11 protein-coding genes are annotated in these 18,015 nt (G+C 37.5%); 4 read left to right on the top strand and 7 right to left on the bottom strand.

Annotation, left to right across the window (positions count from 1 at the left end; genetic code table 11):
• Window positions 1–61: 61 nt before the first annotated feature.
• The 3 genes from EMTOL_RS11185 to EMTOL_RS11175 form a co-directional block, all read right to left on the bottom strand.
• The gene (locus EMTOL_RS11185) at window positions 62–2,632 is read right to left on the bottom strand and encodes a TonB-dependent receptor (RefSeq protein ID WP_015029397.1); all 2,571 of its coding nucleotides are present in this window, start codon (window positions 2,630–2,632) and stop codon (window positions 62–64) included.
• Window positions 2,633–2,699: 67 nt separating this feature from the next.
• Entirely contained in the window at window positions 2,700–3,617 is a 918-nt protein-coding gene (locus tag EMTOL_RS11180; protein WP_015029396.1) for an alpha/beta fold hydrolase, read from the bottom strand.
• The gene (locus tag EMTOL_RS11175; protein ID WP_015029395.1) at window positions 3,614–5,107 is read right to left on the bottom strand and encodes a sodium/pantothenate symporter; all 1,494 of its coding nucleotides are present in this window, start codon (window positions 5,105–5,107) and stop codon (window positions 3,614–3,616) included. The genes EMTOL_RS11180 and EMTOL_RS11175 overlap by 4 nt, the downstream gene beginning before the upstream one ends.
• A 551-nt stretch (window positions 5,108–5,658) precedes the next feature.
• Here EMTOL_RS11175 and EMTOL_RS11170 point away from each other — a divergent pair.
• Window positions 5,659–8,970 (top strand): SusC/RagA family TonB-linked outer membrane protein, encoded by a 3,312-nt coding sequence (locus EMTOL_RS11170; RefSeq protein ID WP_015029394.1) that lies wholly within the window; start codon window positions 5,659–5,661, stop codon window positions 8,968–8,970.
• 39 nt (window positions 8,971–9,009) lie between these two features.
• The gene (locus EMTOL_RS11165; protein WP_015029393.1) at window positions 9,010–10,584 is read left to right on the top strand and encodes a SusD/RagB family nutrient-binding outer membrane lipoprotein; all 1,575 of its coding nucleotides are present in this window, start codon (window positions 9,010–9,012) and stop codon (window positions 10,582–10,584) included.
• 69 nt (window positions 10,585–10,653) lie between these two features.
• Here EMTOL_RS11165 and EMTOL_RS11160 read toward each other — a convergent pair whose 3' ends face one another.
• Window positions 10,654–11,406, bottom strand: a complete 753-nt coding sequence (locus EMTOL_RS11160; RefSeq protein WP_015029392.1) for a LytR/AlgR family response regulator transcription factor — start codon at window positions 11,404–11,406, stop codon at window positions 10,654–10,656.
• A 47-nt stretch (window positions 11,407–11,453) separates the two neighbouring features.
• On the opposite strand from EMTOL_RS11160, the gene EMTOL_RS11155 reads away from it, so the two are divergent.
• On the top strand, window positions 11,454–13,403 hold the full coding sequence (locus EMTOL_RS11155) for a sensor histidine kinase (protein ID WP_083842379.1): 1,950 nt from the start codon (window positions 11,454–11,456) through the stop codon (window positions 13,401–13,403).
• A gap of 60 nt (window positions 13,404–13,463) precedes the next feature.
• Here the strand turns inward: EMTOL_RS11155 and EMTOL_RS11150 are convergent, their stop codons facing one another.
• Window positions 13,464–14,072, bottom strand: coding sequence for a porin family protein (locus EMTOL_RS11150; RefSeq protein ID WP_015029390.1), 609 nt, complete (start codon window positions 14,070–14,072; stop codon window positions 13,464–13,466).
• A 280-nt stretch (window positions 14,073–14,352) separates the two neighbouring features.
• On the opposite strand from EMTOL_RS11150, the gene mscL reads away from it, so the two are divergent.
• Window positions 14,353–14,709, top strand: coding sequence for a large conductance mechanosensitive channel protein MscL (gene mscL, locus EMTOL_RS11145; RefSeq protein WP_015029389.1), 357 nt, complete (start codon window positions 14,353–14,355; stop codon window positions 14,707–14,709).
• Window positions 14,710–14,711: 2 nt separating this feature from the next.
• On the opposite strand, the gene EMTOL_RS11140 is transcribed toward mscL, so the two are convergent.
• Both EMTOL_RS11140 and EMTOL_RS11135 read right to left on the bottom strand, forming a co-directional pair.
• A complete protein-coding gene (locus EMTOL_RS11140) occupies window positions 14,712–15,038 on the bottom strand; it encodes a hypothetical protein (protein ID WP_041693530.1) in 327 nt (108 codons plus the stop codon).
• A gap of 109 nt (window positions 15,039–15,147) precedes the next feature.
• Window positions 15,148–17,997 (bottom strand): M16 family metallopeptidase, encoded by a 2,850-nt coding sequence (locus EMTOL_RS11135; RefSeq protein WP_015029387.1) that lies wholly within the window; start codon window positions 17,995–17,997, stop codon window positions 15,148–15,150.
• Between the last annotated feature and the right edge of the window lie 18 nt (window positions 17,998–18,015).

The raw sequence follows: 18,015 nt of genomic DNA, 5'->3' as shown, positions 1-18,015 counted from the left end.
AATGGCACTCAAACGAATGCCATTTTAGTTTTGGCTGTTAATCTATGATGAATTGTATTACTTACTTATGATATGGGATATTGGCTTTTAATTCTACTGAGAATAAGCGACCAATGAGTGGTGAACCAACAAATTCACGTTGTTTTACATTGAAAATATTACTTACGGCTGCCCCTGCTGTGATATTTTTACTAAGAGCATATCCCGCACTAAAATCAAATGTGGTGAAACCACCTAATGGGCCGTAATCGAAGTTTTTCAAATAATTTACTTTTGTACCATTCGGCAATGTAGCCGTTACTACACCTCGCTTACCTGCTCCCGCTTCGGTAGCAATCTGGTTGCCTGAATAAAAGTCAAACTTCTGAACCGCACGCATTGAAAGATTAATGAATAATTTTTTGTTCATGAGGTTTTGGAAACTTAAAGTAGCGGCCAAACGATTTTTCGGGGTATTTAAGCTTTTTTCTTCCGAAGAAACGAATCCATCACGGTTTGCATCATTTTTGATGTTATCCTCTGTAATATCTGAGCCAAAGTATGAGTATTTCACACCTAAAGAAACATTGGAAGTGAAGTAGTAGTTAATGCCTAAATCTACACCCCAAGCATCTACTTGTCCGTAATTAAAATATGTACTAAATGCTGCTCCCGCTAAAGCATTGTTTGTAACGGTACCACCCAACAAGAGGTTTTGCGTTGGAATAGCAATATCTCCTACTTTCAAAGCACGCCCTCCCACTGTAATCGCTGGACTGAGGAAGTTTTTCGAACGACCATAGTAACCATTTACATCAAGGTAAAGTTTTTTGCTAATTGTACCTTTGTAACCAATCTCCCAAGTACCAATTTGTTCAACTTTTAATTTATCCGTTACTTTTACCGCTGCTGGGTCGGCAGGGTTAGACCCATTTGGAATGTAGCTCACACCACTTCCATTTCCAAACACTAAACCAAACACATTGGCCGATTGGAATAAAATAATCGGAGCGGCATTAGCACGGCCATAAGTAAGGCGGAAACTACCATTTTTTACCCCTTTTACCAGGGCCAATTTTGGTGCAAAAAGATTACCAAAAACACTATGATTATCTACACGAGCAGCAGCTACAAGTTTTAGTTTTGCGGGTAAAGTTTTTTCAAACTGCACTGCACCACCAATTTGTTCGACCGTAATTAATTTATCACCTTCCTTACCAGGCACATTACTATCAGCCAGCGATGTACCAAAAGTATTTGGATAATCTTTCTGGTAGCTCATAGAGGCAACCATTGATAAGCCGATTTTCTCCCAAGCATTATTGTATTGAATTTCTCCGTTCAAACGACCTGAGGCTTCTTTAAACTTATTGCCATAACGTAAAGCAAATGCCTGAGCTTCACCAGGTGTTAGTTTACCTACTAATGGCCCTAAAACTGGCGTTGTGGCAGGAATCGTACTATTTATGCGGTTCGTGTAATCGCGAGTGTATGGGGCAATTCCGTAAGAATTTCCTACGTTTGTCCATGTATAATACACTTGTGCAAAAACTCTTGGCGATACATAACGCCCTTGTAAGTACGAAAACTTCCAACCATCAATTTGATTGCGACCTACATTATTCACCGCTAAGAAATCGTTGATACTACCGCCATAAGATACAATAATATCAGATTTCGGAGAAAGACTATAATACAAACCCGCTTCTCCACGTCGGTGACTAAACTTAAAAGTTTTCACCATTTCGGGTACAGCACGCACCGCTCCGTAGTAAGTTCCGTTTCCAACATAAACACTATCATTAAACTTGAAATCATTTCCTTGAGTCAATTCGCCTGTTACTTTGAATGCAAATTTATCTGAAAGCTTCATAGCATGACGTAAACGAGCCGAAAACACACTTTGATTACCCGCATTAATAGCCACGGTAGTACCTTGATAACGGCGAGGGTCTTTAGTAATTGTATTCACAATTCCATTGTGTGCATTAGGGCCATACAATGCCGAATTAGGCCCTAAAACTACTTCTACACGCTCAATATCTTCTTTCACCACCGTATTCATTATACCAGCTGGTAGACCACTACCACCAGCCATCATTGAGTTACGTCCATCGGTCATTGCTAATACTTTTGCATTGAAAGCATTATTAAACCCACGAGCATTGATACCCACACCATTGACACCTGTACGGACAAACTCCACCCCTTGAATTTTTGAAGCCAATTCGCCCACATTAAAGGAAGCCAGTTGGTCAATATCTTTGGTAGTAATTACACTAATTGATGCCGGAGCCTCGGTTAGCTTTTCGGCACGGCGAGTAGCAGAAACCACGACTTCATCTCCTAAAATATTTGAAGCTTCGAGCGAGAAATCAACAGTTACATTGCCGCTTACTTCTACTTCTTTACTCACAGAACCATAGCCAACAAACGATGCGATTACTGTTTGTTTGCCAGCAGGAACTTTTAGACTAAAACCACCATCATTTCCAGTTACTGTACCTAAATTTGTACCTTTTACTGTAATAGATGCTCCTAAAAGTGCCTCTCCCGACTGTGAATCTTTTACTTTTCCTGTAATAATGCCGTTTTGAGCAAAGGCAACTACGCTCAAAAGCATACTTAATAAAGTTAGTAATCTTTGTTTCATTTGGAAATTCGGTTTATTGAGTTGAATTGTTTTTAAAGTGTTTTGTGTACTCCACAGAATGAATAAATTATTTTAAGAATGTTGCAATTTCTTCGTTGAAACGTTGAGCTTGTTCGAACATCAGTAAATGCCCAGCTTTCGGAATCATCGTAATTTTAACTTTAGGAATCTCAGCTCCCATATCAGCTATTTGTTTGGTTGTAAGGCTTTTGTGCAAAAATTTATTGGGAATTAAAGCATCATTTTCTCCAAAAATTACTAAAGTTGGCACATCAATTTTGTTTAATTCCTTGCGTATTGGATGTTCAAGCATGCCACGCACACCTTTCGCTACAGCCACAAAATATGGGTTAAAAGACTCGCATTGGGGTATTAACAATCGGTCGGCAATTAGTTTCTCTGCTGATGCAGGCATCTCAAAGAAATTTCTTGCTAAACTCACTTTCACGAGTGTTTCTGTCTGATTTTTAAAAGTTTCTGGCTTAGCAAAATCAATGAGTGATTGAGCCTCTGCTTCCGAAAAAGTCTCAAATCCAGCGGGTGCCGCTAGAATCAATTTCTTGATTGCTGGATGCTTTCTCAAAACCGTTACAATTGCTGTTTGCCCACCCATCGAATGGCCTACTAAAACCACATTTTTTAGTTTCTTTTTATCAATAAAGGCCAAAATTACATCGGCATAAAAATCAAGCAAATCTGTTTTAGGTTTGAAATCATGCATCGTCGAAAGGCCATACGAAGGTAAATCAATGGCAATACAATGCTGATTTTTAATGAAATTATGCATCCAATGGCTCATATTCCCGCCCAATCCATGAACCATCAGAATTGTTTCTTTTCCTTTACCTAACTCTTTATAAGCAATTGTGAGTGAATCGTTGAGTTTAATAGTTTTTGCCTCTTTGAAATATGAGAGTTCGCAGGTTTGAGCCTGAGTTACAACATTTATCAAAGCCACCAATATGAGCGATAGAAAGGTTTTCATTTTGTATCCGTTTTTTTAGTGACCAAATATAAAACACTCCCCACCAATACCGAAACCACAATGGCAATAGCTGTCGAAATACCTGGGTTTCGTGTACCCTCTTGCATATAGGGCGTTAATCGACCATAATAAATACCAAAGTGTGTTACCAAGGCCACAGTTGAAGATACCAAAGGCACAATCTTGGGCACATTTTTCAAGAATGTACCAAATAAAACAGGCACAAATGCGGCCGAGAAATAGCCATAAACACCATTTTGGGCAAAAATTCCAACACTTAAATCTGGGTTTATTAATTGATTATATGAAATAAAAATGGCTATGATAGCTAATAAAATAATGACCAATTTGTGCAGGATAAATTCACTAAAAAGTCCTTTGGGGTTTTCTTCAGTTTTTATCAGAAAATCTCCAACTAAAGGTTTAATCAGGTCAGAAGTAAGTGTCGCCGAAATAGATTGAATCAAACCTTCGAGCGTGGCAATACCCGCCGAAAAAATACCAATCACCATTAAAATACTCATGGTGGGTGAAAAATGAGTAGTAACATATGCCGACATCATTTTATCTACGCTTATTTTCTTCCCATTTTGCATCAAATCAGGAAAATCAAGGCGTGCATAAAGCCCAACAAAAACTACTGAAAAGAAAAACAAAAGCACCAAACAACTGATGAGTAAATAGCGATTAACATCTTTTTCGTCTTTCAAGAAAAGTGAACGTGTAATGATATGTGGTTGACAAACTATAGCCACCCCTACTATCAACTGACAAATGACTACCTCGAAGAAATCACGAAATAGTGGACTATTCGGATTGTATGCACTCGCCAAAGAAGGGTCAATATTCGATAGTTTTTGTAAGAATGCATCGAAGCCGCCTGTGAAATGCTCATAGCCCGAAAACAGTAAGATAACTCCCACAAAAACCTTGATAAAAGCTTGAATGACGTTTGTATAAACCATGGAGTTGGCTCCACCAAACATCATATAACCAAATATAAAAACTACACTACAAACGAGCGTTGGTAATATTTCAGTCCCAAGTGCATTACTCAATACTTGGGTCATGCCCACACAAATCAATACAATAAAAGTTATGAGGAGTAGCGATAAAAAACCAAAGAATAAAGCAAAACCTTTACTTTCATATCGAGTTCCTATCCACTGAGCCAAAGTAGTAGCCTTAATATTAGCTCCAATTTTCCGAAAACCCTTCGATACAACTACCAAAGAAATCAAAGCACCAATGGGCATAAAAATAGCCATCGAAAGCACCCCACTGATTCCATAATAAGCAACAAACCCTGGATTAATAATGAAAGTTGCGGCACTCGTCATGCCCGCCGCCAACGAAAGTCCCACAGCCCAAGGCGAAAAACTTAAACTACCAACAGCATAATCGGCCATATTCTTGGTTCGCAGAGCCCCACGAATCACGATAAACACAATTACACCCATATACGCCAAAAGGCTTACCCACATTGCCATTGTTTTGGTACTTATTTAGATTGAATAGAATTGAAATAGTCATAAAAAACATTGGAAAACTACTATTAATAAAAATGATGATTTGGGGAATTTAGGCGAACGTATCAAAACAAAGGGGTGAAAGGCGTAGGATTTAAGGTGAATGACTATTAAGGCCTTATTAATTGAATGATTTTTATATTTTTTTTAAATATTCTAAGCATTAAAAAACAGTTAAAACATACTTCCCATAAACTACTGATAATCAGCGATTTACATATGCTAATTTTATTAATTTATTTTTAAAATAAATTAATAAATACAATAACATAGAAAATTTATTTAATAAATTATTTTAAAATTTCTTAATAAATGATTTATATTTGAATAAAATTTTTGAAATATACCGAATTACAGGTCTATCTATAGAATTCTAATAGAAAGGTTGAGGCAGAAAATTATAAGCGTATAGCTAAGAGAACCTATTAACATTTATGAAGTCCATTTGGTGTATTAACCTATTCAATTGCAACTAATTACTTTTTTTATATTTTAATTAACCTTTCTACTCAATGAACCAAAAACTACTATCACTTATTAGTATGTTTATGCTAATAGGTACTACTATCTATGGACAGACTATCTCCGGTGTAGTCACCGCCAAACAGGATGGGCAACCCATGACAGGCGTTTCAATTTCTATCAAAGGAACTACCTCAGGTACAACAACCAATGACCAAGGTCGCTATACCATCAAAGCAAGCTCTAAAAACACTTTAGTTTTTTCATTCATTGGATTCAAAACCAAAGAAGTTTTGGTAGGAAATCAAACAGCTATTGATGTAGTATTAGAAGATGATGCCACTATGCTTGATGAAGTAGTTGCAACAGGTTTTGGTATGTCAAGAGAACAACGAGCTTTGGGTTTTGCAGCAGTAAAAATCAAATCTGATGCACTTGTGAAAGCTGGTTCGCCAAACTTTGCCTCTGCACTTTATGGAAAAGCTCCTGGTGTGCGTATTTCGGCTACACCAGGTGGTGCAACCAGTGCAGTAAACATCACAGTTCGTGGTATCAACTCAATTACTGGCCGTAACCAACCACTTATTATCATGGACGGTGTGCCGATTCGTGATGGTGAGGTAAAAAACAACGACTACTGGGGAGACCAACGTTTAAGAGGTAACGGTCTATTAGATATTAACCCAGAAGACATTGATAATATTTCAATCTTGAAAGGTGCTTCTGCGGCAGCATTGTATGGCTCGGAAGCCGTAAATGGTGTGGTTTTAATCACGACTAAAAGTGGTAAAGGACGTAAAGGTTTAGGCGTAGATTTCAATACAAGTTATAGTGTTGACAATATTGCTTATTTACCAAGATACCAAAATATCAGAGGTGCTGGTGCTCCTTTAAATGTAAACAATGGTGGTCAAGATGCCGAAGGATTTATCTACTATGATACCAATGGCGATGGCGTAAAAGATACACGTGGTATCTTGAACTTTAGCATTAACTTCGGTCCAAAATTCGATGGTAAACCAACTATGGGCTGGGATGGTGTTGTTCGCCCTTATGAAGCACAAAAAGATAATTATGCTGGTTTATTCCAACAAGGCCAAAATTCAAATATCAACGTAGCGGTTTCACAATCTACTGATAACTCAAACCTTCGTTTCTCGTTGACTCGTCAAGACAACCAAGGCATCAGTTTAGGTTCGAAAAACACTAAAAATATCGCAAATTTCAATAGTAGTTTTAAAGTTGGTAATAAATGGACAACGGACGTAATCATTAATTACATCAACCAATACACGCATAACCGCCCATATTCAATCGATCGTATGATGAATAACTTTACAGGTATGATTGGTAGATTTGATAATGCTGACTGGTACATGAATAAGTATAAAACAAGCAAAGGATATCGTTTCGTGACAGGTACCAATCAAAGTTTAACCCCTAATGAAAATATCAGATATAATGGTTTTAAAGGTGATATTGCTGACTATGTTTGGCGTTTGAAAGAGCACAATCTCGACGAATACAACAACAGGGTGATTGCAAGTTTGACCAACCATTACCAAATAACCAAAGGTTTAAAACTACGTGGTAGAGTTTCAACTGATTTTACTTCAGAAAAAGTAGAAAACCGTCAATCAACTGAAGTTCCGTTGGCATTCAACAATTCTGGTTATTTCTCGCTAGGAACCAACCTATATTCTATCGTTTATGGTGATTTATTGCTTACTTATAATAAAAAACTCTCGCAGAACTTCAATTTAGATTTAATGGGAGGCTATACTGCTACCAAAGAAATCGCTTCAAGATTAGGTCGTGAAACAAATGGAGGGCTTAGCACCGAAAATCTTTTTGATATTGCTGCTTCTATCAATACACCTGGTAGTAGTTCAGGTCGTTCGAGCTTATCAAAAGATGCCCTTTTAGCCACTGCACACCTAGATTTTAAAGAATATTTCTTTGTTGAAGGAACTGTCCGCCGTGACCGTACTTCAACCATGAATCCAAACAATAATACCTTTGTTTATCCATCGGTTAATACAAGCTTTATTTTCTCTGAAGCTTTCCAATTACCAGAAGTAGTAAGTTTCGGTAAATTGCGTGCCTCATGGGGTATTGTAGGTAACTACCCAGATATTTATGGTGCAAATATCGCTTATAACCAAAATACTTTGGGTGTTCAAGCTGTTGGCGGCCGCCCAGTTTTATACACAACTATTCCGACTAGCTTCGGTAACGATGGTATTCGTCCAGAACAAAAAAGAGAATTTGAATTTGGTTTAGAAGCTAAATTCTTGAAAAACAGAATTGGTCTAGATGTATCATATTACAATGCTCAAATCGTTGACCAAATTTTACCGCTGACCCTTCCTGCTACTACAGGGGCAACTTCAGTATTAACCAACATTGGTACACTTCGCAATAAAGGCATCGAAGTTGGTATTACTGCCACTCCATATAAAACTCGTAATTTCGTATGGCAAACAACACTTAACTTAGCTAAAAACACCAATATTGTAGAAAAATTAGCCAATGGAGCAACCGAATTACTCCATGCTGACTATGATGGTAATGCCGCTCAACTTCGTTCGGTTGTAGGTCAACCAATGGGAGATTTCTACGCTCACCCAATTGCAACTAATGCCAATGGCGAGAAAATCGTCAATCCAGATGGTTTGTATAAAGTTGACCCAGACAAAATGGTTAAAATAGGCAACGCCATGCCAAAGGTTGTTGGTGGTTTCATTAACTCTTTCTCTTACAAAGGTTTCTCACTTGATGTGATTACTGATTTCCGTTTTGGTGGTTATATCATGCCTACTGGTATTAACTGGATGATTAGTCGTGGTTTATTAGAAGAAAGTACAAAATACATGGATGCCGCAAGTGGTGGTTTGAGCTACTATATGTCAAATGGAAAAGGTATTCAAACAACGGGTGATAAAGGCCCTAACGGCGAAACGGTTTACCATGATGGCATGTTGATGGAAGGTGTGACCGACAAAGGTGAGAAAAACACCAATGTAGTTTCGCAAGCCTACTATTACTGGAATACTTATAACTGGGGTGGTCCACAATATAGCTCTTCACGCTATGAATTATACATCCAGAAAAACTCTTATATCAAACTTAGAGAACTTTCTTTTGGTTATTCATTGCCAGCAACACTCGCCAACAAAATTGGAGCTAAAAAACTCAATGTTTCAGTATTCGGTCGTAACTTATTGTACTTCTACCGCACTTTGAAAGACCTTGATGCGGAGCAAACTACTGCTGGTTCGAGATGGTTCCAAACACTCTCAAACGCAGGTACAAACCCATCTACTCGTACAATGGGTATTATGTTAAGAGCGAGTTTCTAAGTAATTGATAATTAGACCAAAATTTAAGAAAAAAATACAATGAAGAAAATATATTTAATTTTTACGGCTGCCCTTACCTTATTTGTTTCGGCATGTCAGAAAACAGACTTCGTAGAAGCCTACACCGACCCATCGAAGATTTCTGTAACAACAGTAGAAAAACAATTTACGGGTTTCCTAAATGCCAATAAATGGTATGTATTACCTGACTATTGGAACTACTTCGTAGTATTGCGTACAACCCTTAACCGTTATAACCAAGCAGTAGGTTGGGCCAATAGTGCCAACCAATACATTCCAGGTGCTGCGGGTGTAAATGACCGTTGGAATAACTACTATGGCTTTGTGGCTCAATACCGTGAATTAGAAAAAGTATATGGAAAATTGAGTACAACAGACCAAGCTGATCGTCGTATTTATATGATTGCTGCTGCCATTTATTTCTACGACCACACACAAAAGGTTGTTGATTTACACGGTGATATTCCAATGACCGAAGCGGGTAAATTGAGCATCAATGGTGGTGATTACGATAAATCTTATCCGAAATATGATACTGCCGAAGCTATCTACACCAAAATGTTGGATGATTTGAAGGCATTTTCTGATGAACTAAACTCAATTAATGTACAAAGTGGTATTTTGGCTGGTTTCAAAACACAAGATTTTGTTAACAAAGGCGACCTAACACTTTGGAAAAAATACTGTAATTCATTACGTTTAAGAATCCTTATGAGAGCATCGGCAGCCTCAGCATTCTCAGCTCGTGCAACTTCTGAAATTGCTGATATCTTGAATAATCCTTCAAAATACCCAACTATTGGCAGTAATACAGAGAATATTCAGATTGGTGTTTATGATTTGAATACTGATATTCATGCGAAAAACTTCCGTTCGGGCTTAGAAGATTGGGACGGAAACATTGCAGGAAAAGCGATGATTGACCACATGAATAAAAACGCTGACCCACGCCTTAGAGCGATGTTTGAAGCAGGGATAAATGCTAAAGGTGTGTATAATGGTTTAGACCCACTTTTGGATAATGCTACTCAAACAGCTTTGATTGCGGGTGGTACAATGGCTATCTACAACCGTTCTACTTTGAGCCGTAATCAGTTTTTCCCTGGAATGTTGATGAATGCTGCTGAAGCAAGCTTTATTGCAGCTGAGTATTATTTGAAAGCCAATAACGCAGCAGCTGCCAAAACAGCTTACGAAAAAGGCGTACGTCAGTCAATTGAGTTTTATTATAACTTAAGAAAATTGAGTAATGATAATACTGCACCTACTCTTACAGCTTACACAGAAGAAGAAGTAAGCAAATATTTGGCAAGTGCAGATGTAAGTTGGGATAATGCTACTGATAAACTCAACTTGATTGCAACACAAAAATGGATTCACTTCAGTGTAGTTCAGCCAGTTGATAGCTGGGCAGAGATTCGCCGTTTAGATTTACCGAAATTTAATTTCCAAGTAGATGATGCCAACGCACAAAAGCAACCACCTTTCCGTTGGAATTATCCTTCGAGCGAACAAACATATAATGCTACTAATTATAGCTCAGTAAAAGCGAAAGATAACTTAAGTACTAAGTTATTCTGGGATACAAAATAATTGGAATAGATTAAGTAAATGATTAAGGACAATTTTCATGGGCGTGCTGGTATAGCACGCCCATTGATTTTATAAAAATGCCAATCGACTCATGAGCTTTTCTTTAAATGTTTTTCCAATGGCAATGTATTTCCCTTCAATAATCAAATCGTTTTCTTCAATGGCCTGAATTTTATCAAGCTGCACTATGTAAGAGCGATGCACCCGCATAAAATGCTCCGCTGGTAAACGTTCTTCAATACTCTTAAGTGGTTGGCTCAAAATATATTTCCCATTTTTGGTCACAATAATGGCATAAATATCTTCGGCCTCTATCCACAGAATGTCGGCAATTTTTATTTTCTCTAATCGCTTTTTCGATTTTACAAAAATGGCCTCATTAATCGAAAATATAGCTTGATTGATTGGCAGACTCCCCGCTGATGGTGTAGAGGAATCAAGTGATTTTTGTCGGTGAAAATTATATAAACTCACCTCAATTGTAGAAAGTAAACTTTCCGCTCGAACAGGCTTTACCAAATAGGCGTAAGGTTCAGTTTGCTTGGCTTTCTCTATCGTCTGAATATCAGCCATGGCTGTCAAAAATACAAACGGAATACCCAAAGGTTTAAGCTTTTCGGCAATATCAATGCCCGTCATGCTTCCAGCCAAATCAATATCAAGTAGTGCTAAATCAGGTTTTAAAGTAGGTAGTTTTTGCACGAATTCTTCCCCAGTATCAAACGTACCGATTACATCAAAACCTAAGTCTTGTAAGGTAAGCGAAATCTCTTTGGCAATAATCCAATCATCTTCGGCAATAAGAATTCTTACAGATGGCATGAGTAGTTTGTTAGATGAAATGCTAAATTTACACAAAATCATTTTGAATGAACAAAATAACTTCGTCAACACTTGGAAAATCAATTTTCTTAACGCTCTTGTTATCAATGAGTTTCGGCATTTTATTGGCTCAAAAAAATATCAATTTCCTCATAGCTACTTCACCAGACTCATCAATATTCAAACCATATAAACCAGAAAAACTCAATAAAATCAAAGATTATTGGCTCAAATTCGACCTACAAAATCCCACCCAATATGACCAAACCTATATTCTCTACACCAACAGTAAGTGGGGTGAAGCAAGTTTATGGCGAAACAACATTTCGTTGAATGCTACCAGAGAAGTGATAGGTTTTGCGGGAAGTTTATTACCCCTTTCAAAACGCTCCTATCCACGCTCCGTGACGGCATTTAAAGTTATTCTCGAAAAACATCAAACACAACATTTTTTACTAAAACTCAAAGGACAATTGAGTATCTATACACCTACTGGCATAGAACTGAAGGTAAGCACTTTAGAAGTATTCGAAGAGCATGATAAAATGCGATATTGGCTACAAGCTATTTTCTTAGGCATCATTATCATCATGGCTTTGTATAATTTCGTCATTTTTCTTTCGGTACAAGATATTAGCTATCTCTACTATGTAATTTCGATAGCTGGCGTGGGTATTTATTTCTTTTTCTATTATGGCTTTGGAATAGAGCTACTTTGGCAAAATTCGCCGCAATGGGATACCTACTCATTTGCGTTTATTGTACCTATAACCAACTTAGCACGCATTTATTTCACCAAATCGTACCTTCACCTCGAAGAACAATCACCTTTGCTCAATAAAGGTCTCAATATTTTTAGTATATTGTATTTATTCACGATGCTCTTGGGGGCAATTTGCTATTTAGGGAACTTCGATTTACTCGACCTGGTGATTGATTTAATTGGTTTCTTAGGTACTTCGGTACTTACTATGATGCTCTTGTGTGGAATTTTAGTGGCTCGAAAAGGCTATAGCCCTGCCATTTACTTTTCTTTAGCAAATCTGATTTTAGTATTAGGCGGAAACCTCTTTATTATCCGAGAACTTAATTGGCTACCAGATAATAGTCTTAATCGCTATGCCGTACAGTTTGGCGTTTTGGCACAGGTAGTATTATTTTCATTGGGTTTGTCGAGTAGATTGAATCAAGCACAGGTAAAAGTAACCCAACTCGAACTCGAAAAAGAACGTGAACGCAAGCAATTATTAGAAGAACAAAGTCAGATTTTAAAGCAAAAAGTAGCCGAACAAACCGCCGATTTACGTGAACTGAATGTATTTAAAACGAAGCTTTTATCAATCATCTCGCACGATTTACGTAATCCACTTGTTTCGCTTGATTCATTTCTGAATCTACTCATTAATCATCATGATAGGCTTTCAGAACCCGAACGTATAACGCTTACTCAAAAAGCTCGACAATCATTAGGGAATCTTAACCAATTATTGAGCAACTTACTTTTGTGGTCTCGCTCACAAATGAACCAAGTCTCTTTTTCGCCACAAAATACTGATATTCAAACGCTTGTAGAAAGTTGCATCAAATTACACTCGCTTGATATTGAGCTTAAAAACATTCAAATTGAAACCAGTTTTCAACTGCGTAAACCTATTTTTGCAGATGCCGAAATGCTTGATTTCATCGTTCGAAACCTATTAGGAAATGCCATAAAGTTCAGCCATAAAGGTGGGGGTGTAAAAATTTTAGTCGAAGAAAATGCTAACTCACATAGAATTTGTGTGATTGATGAAGGTGTTGGAATTTCGGATGAGCAAATTGAGAAGTTGAATTCTCTTGGGAATATCACTTCTACACGTGGAACCGCCAAAGAAAAAGGCTCAGGTTTAGGATTAATTTTATGTAAAGAATTTATCGAAATTCATGGAGGAAAGCTTGAAATTTCGAATAAAGGAGAAACACAATTTTGCTGTATTTTTCCTATAAATAAAACATGAAAATGCCTCGAAAGCACCTTTTTACACCGCAAAAAATGATTTCGAGGTATTTAGTTTAACTTATTTTATCGGGAAGCTAATCCCAACATTCAATGCAAAACCTTTATTTTTAAAATCAGTTGCTTCTGAAGTGGTTACATCTAAAAAACCACCATTATAGCCTGCATCTACATTCAACCACGTACGTGGACTTAGTAAATAATTAAAACCTAAACCTAAAATTCCGCCAAAATCAGCCTTTTTATAATAAGGGTTTCCATTGGTTTCTACAACAACATCACCACTTTTATGATTAGCACTCAATAAACTTCCTGCATACAAACCCGCATAAACTTTGGGTCTGAAGTTTTGTCCATTTTTTCCAAAATAATAAACACCCGTTACAGGAAATTGAACATAGTGAAGACGGTTAATATCATCATTATAAGTGTAAGAACTTCCCATTTGTGAATAAATCAATTTAGCATTTACACCAAAATGCTCATCAATGCTATGATTAATAAAACCACCTACTGCAATGCCCGCTAAAGGTTTGGTATTAGGTTCACCCGTAAAGGTAGATACATTTACGCCCAATAATGGCCCGATTGAAGTTGTTTGTGCCTGTAAAGTATTTAATCCTGAAACAGCTACTGCTATTGCTAATGAGAGTTTTCTTAAAATTTTCATAATACTATTTTGTTTTTACTTAAATGAATGGAAATCTGAATCTTGTTAAAATTTTCATTGATTGATAAAACATTATTCCAAAAATTTTTGTGAGTTATTTGTAGAAAAAATTCCACGTATTTAACAAGTACTTCTTTCCATTTTCACAGAATATGGAATATGCACGTTTATTTCAAAGATGAACGATACCCAAAAACCTAGGTCAAAGCGTGCGTTTTGAAGCAATATTTACGAACTTTGCCCTAGTGAATTAAAAACCAAAGAACTTATAAATATATACATGGTGGAGAAAATCAAGGTTTTTTTGATGCGTGGCAACATTATCGACCTCGCAACGGGAGTGGTGATTGGTACTGCTTTTCAGAAGATAATCTCGGCAATGATAGATAAAATCTTTATGCCATTCGTAGGCGTTTTAGTCGGTGGAGTAAATCTGAAAGATAGATACGCAGAAATATTAACCGTAAAAATTGGCTGGGGAGAAGCTCTTCAATCTACTTTCGATTTTGTAGTTGTAGGTACAATTCTCTACTTTTTTCTTAAAGCCCTCGGGCAAAACACCGAAGCAAAACCACAAGCAGATGATTTACTGATTGAAATTCGTGATGAACTTAGAAAACTAAATGCAAAAAAATAAACTTATCGACCCCAAAGTCGAGCTATTCGGCCTGCAACAAAACTAAAAACCAACGAAATCCCACAACCCGCAAAAGTACCAAACATAGCCATATCGGGACTTGCAGGTGTAAAAATACGCAGCAAATATACACTCACTAAAATTATTATTTGAGTCAAAGCCAATATCCAACCGCGTCGAGGTTCTAAATATCCAATAATGAAACTTGAAACTGCCAAAGCCGACATCATTAAATAGGCTCCTTCATCATAGCTATGATAAATGATATACACAACTAAAGCAGTAACACACACCGAAATTGCCAAATGGCGAATAAATTTAGTATCCATAATCATAGAAGATAAAGTACAAAAGTAATAGGCATTATTGATAATGAAAACAAAACCTCTCTAATGAACAAACATCAGAGAGGTTTTGGATATACTTATTGATAGCTTTTTAATTCTTGCTACTTCCACCTACACCTCCTACTGAAGGAGCGGCAGGATTACCCACTTTTTTATCAAAATCGCCAGCTTTTACGATTGATATTTTCTTAGGGTTAATGTATTTCTTAATCGCACTATTTACTTGCTCTGGCGTTAGTGAATCTACCTTTTTCTCGAAATCTGCATCAAAGGCTAGTGTTCGGTCGTAGTAAAGGTAATTATTCAAACGGCTTGATAATTCGTTATCTTGTGAACGAGATACACTACGGCTTTGCAACCAACCTGATTTGGCAGCTTTCAATTCATCGGCGGTGAAACCTTCGGTAACCACTTTTTCGATTTCCTCGAAGAAAGCTTTTTCAAGTTTTTCTGCATTTTCTGGGGCGTAAATCGCATAAGTCATGAAACTGCCCGACTTATCGAATGGGCTTCCGTTGAGGTTTGAGCCAACTCCGTAGCTAATGCCTTCTTTCTGACGAATTCTAACCGCCAAACGTGAGCTCAAAAATCCTCCACCTAACATATAATTTGCCATTACCAAAGCGGGATAATCGGCGTCAGTTTCTTGTAGTGGGAGGTTTTGTCCTGCTAAGAAAAGAGCATTTGCTTTATCAGGTGTTTTGATTGCATTATTTGATGGCGAAATATCTTGGTAAACCGCCTGAATACGCTTAAATGGCATTGGTGATTTCCAAGTACCAAAGTTATTACTAATTACCTTACGAATAGCTGTTTCATCGAAGTCTCCAACCACAGAAATGGTTGCCGCCGAAGCACCATAGAAATCATTGTAGAATTTCTTAAGGTCTTCAAGTTTAACATTTTTATTATTTTCGATATCTTCTTCAATCGTTGGTACATAACGCACGTCTGATTTCGGATAAGGATTCATCGTGCGTTGGAATGCCGTAAATGCTAAAGCTTGCGGGTCACTTTTTTGTGCTTCTACTTGTGCCAAACGCTCGGTTTTCATAGTTTCAAATTCTTTCTCATCAAAAGATGGGTTTCGTAGAATTTCCGTTACGATGGCTAATGCTTTTGGTAAGTTATCTTTTGAAGATTCAATACTTACATTCACATTATTTCCACCACCAAAAACATTTACTTGCGACTTTAGCTTATCTAGCGTATCTTTTATTTGTTGGCGAGTAAGATTTTTAGTCCCTTTATTGAGCATCGAAGCAGTATATTGCGAAATTGTTGCTTTGTTTTGTAAACTTTGCTCATCACCAATACGTAGCGTAATATTTGCTCTTACGGTATTTCCACGAGTAGATTTTGGCAATAAAGCATACTCCAAACCATTAGATTCTTGCCCACGTTTGGTACGATTTTCGATATTAGCGGGCGATGGGTCAAAAGCTTCGCCTTGTGCCACAACTGCACGGCCTTTATAGTTTTTCACTAAAGCATCTACATCTGGTGATTCTGGCACTTTTACTCGGTCAGGAGCTTCTTCTGGAAGAAATACCCCAATCGTACGATTCGATGGTTTGAAATAATATTTTGCTACCCGTTTCACATCATCAACCGTAATTTTCTCTAATGCATCGCGGTAAATATAAATCAAACGCCAATCGCCCGCACCCATATACTCGCTCAATTGTAAACCTACACGCTCGCTATTACGAAGCGTAAGTTCTAAGCCTTTCAATGCTTCGTTTTTCGCACGTTCTACTTCTTCTTTTGTAAACTCCATAGTGCCAATGCCATCAAGCATTGAAACTAAGGTTTTCTTGGTTTCCTCTAAATTTTTCTCTTTCAATAAACTTAAACCAATATAAAAAAAAGTAGGGTCACGGTTTGTAAAAGAATAAGCATAAAGGCTTGAAGCTAATTTGGTTTCAACCAATGCCTTATAGAGCTTTCCAGAAGGCTCACTGGCTAAAATTCCCTGTAAAACATCTAAAGCAGGATAATCTGGATGACTATTTGAACAAATATGATACGCTACTCCAATAGCTTGGATATCGCCTACACGACGAAGCGTAACAGAGCGTTCGCCATCTTGAACTGGTTCAACCGTATAAGTAGGTTGCAACTTACGCGTTGGGCGTGGAATTGACCCAAAATACTCGTTAATCATCTTCAAGGTTTTAGCCTCGTCGATTTTTCCAGCAACTAATAAAATTGCGTTATCTGGCTGATAATATTTTTTGTAGAATGCCTGCAAATTATCAATTGGCACTCGCTCAATATCTTCACGTGAACCAATTGTTGAGTTTCCGTAGTTATGCCATAAATAAGCCGTTGAAATAACACGTTCGCTCAATACACTTTCTGGGTCATTTTCGCCCATTTCAAACTCATTTCTTACAACCGAAAACTCTTTTTCAAGGTCTTCTTTCTTAATAAATGAATTCACCATACGGTCAGACTCTAGGTCTAAGGCCCAACGTAAGTTTTCTTCAGTTGCAGCAAATGTCTCGAAATAATTTGTTCGGTCGAGCCAAGTAGTGCCGTTGGGTCTTGCACCGTGGTCGGTCAATTCCTGCGGAATATTTGGGTGCTTGGTAGAACCTTTAAATACCATGTGCTCCAGCAAGTGTGCCATACCCGTTTCGCCGTAGCCTTCGTGGCGAGAGCCCACCATATAAGTGATATTTACGGTAGCTGTTTGTTTCGAAGGGTCAGGAAAAAGCAATACTCTAAGGCCATTGCCCAAGACATATTCCGTGATACCTTCAACCGATGTAACCTTTACTGGGTCAGGAATTGGGGCTTTTTCTTCGGTAGCACTTACTTTCCCTTTGTTTTTTTCTTTTTTTTGAGCGAAAGCATCGCCATTGACAAATAGAAGTCCAAGAAGCATCATTACTGATAGTTGCTTCAATTGGAGGGTTCGGTAATAGTTTAACATAACTTTTTCTTTTGATTA

The sequence above is a fragment of the Emticicia oligotrophica DSM 17448 genome, assembly GCF_000263195.1.
GTDB classification, from domain to species: domain Bacteria; phylum Bacteroidota; class Bacteroidia; order Cytophagales; family Spirosomataceae; genus Emticicia; species Emticicia oligotrophica.
The sequence above is the reverse complement of the archived record's forward strand: the minus strand, read 5'-3'. Positions and strand labels throughout refer to the sequence as shown.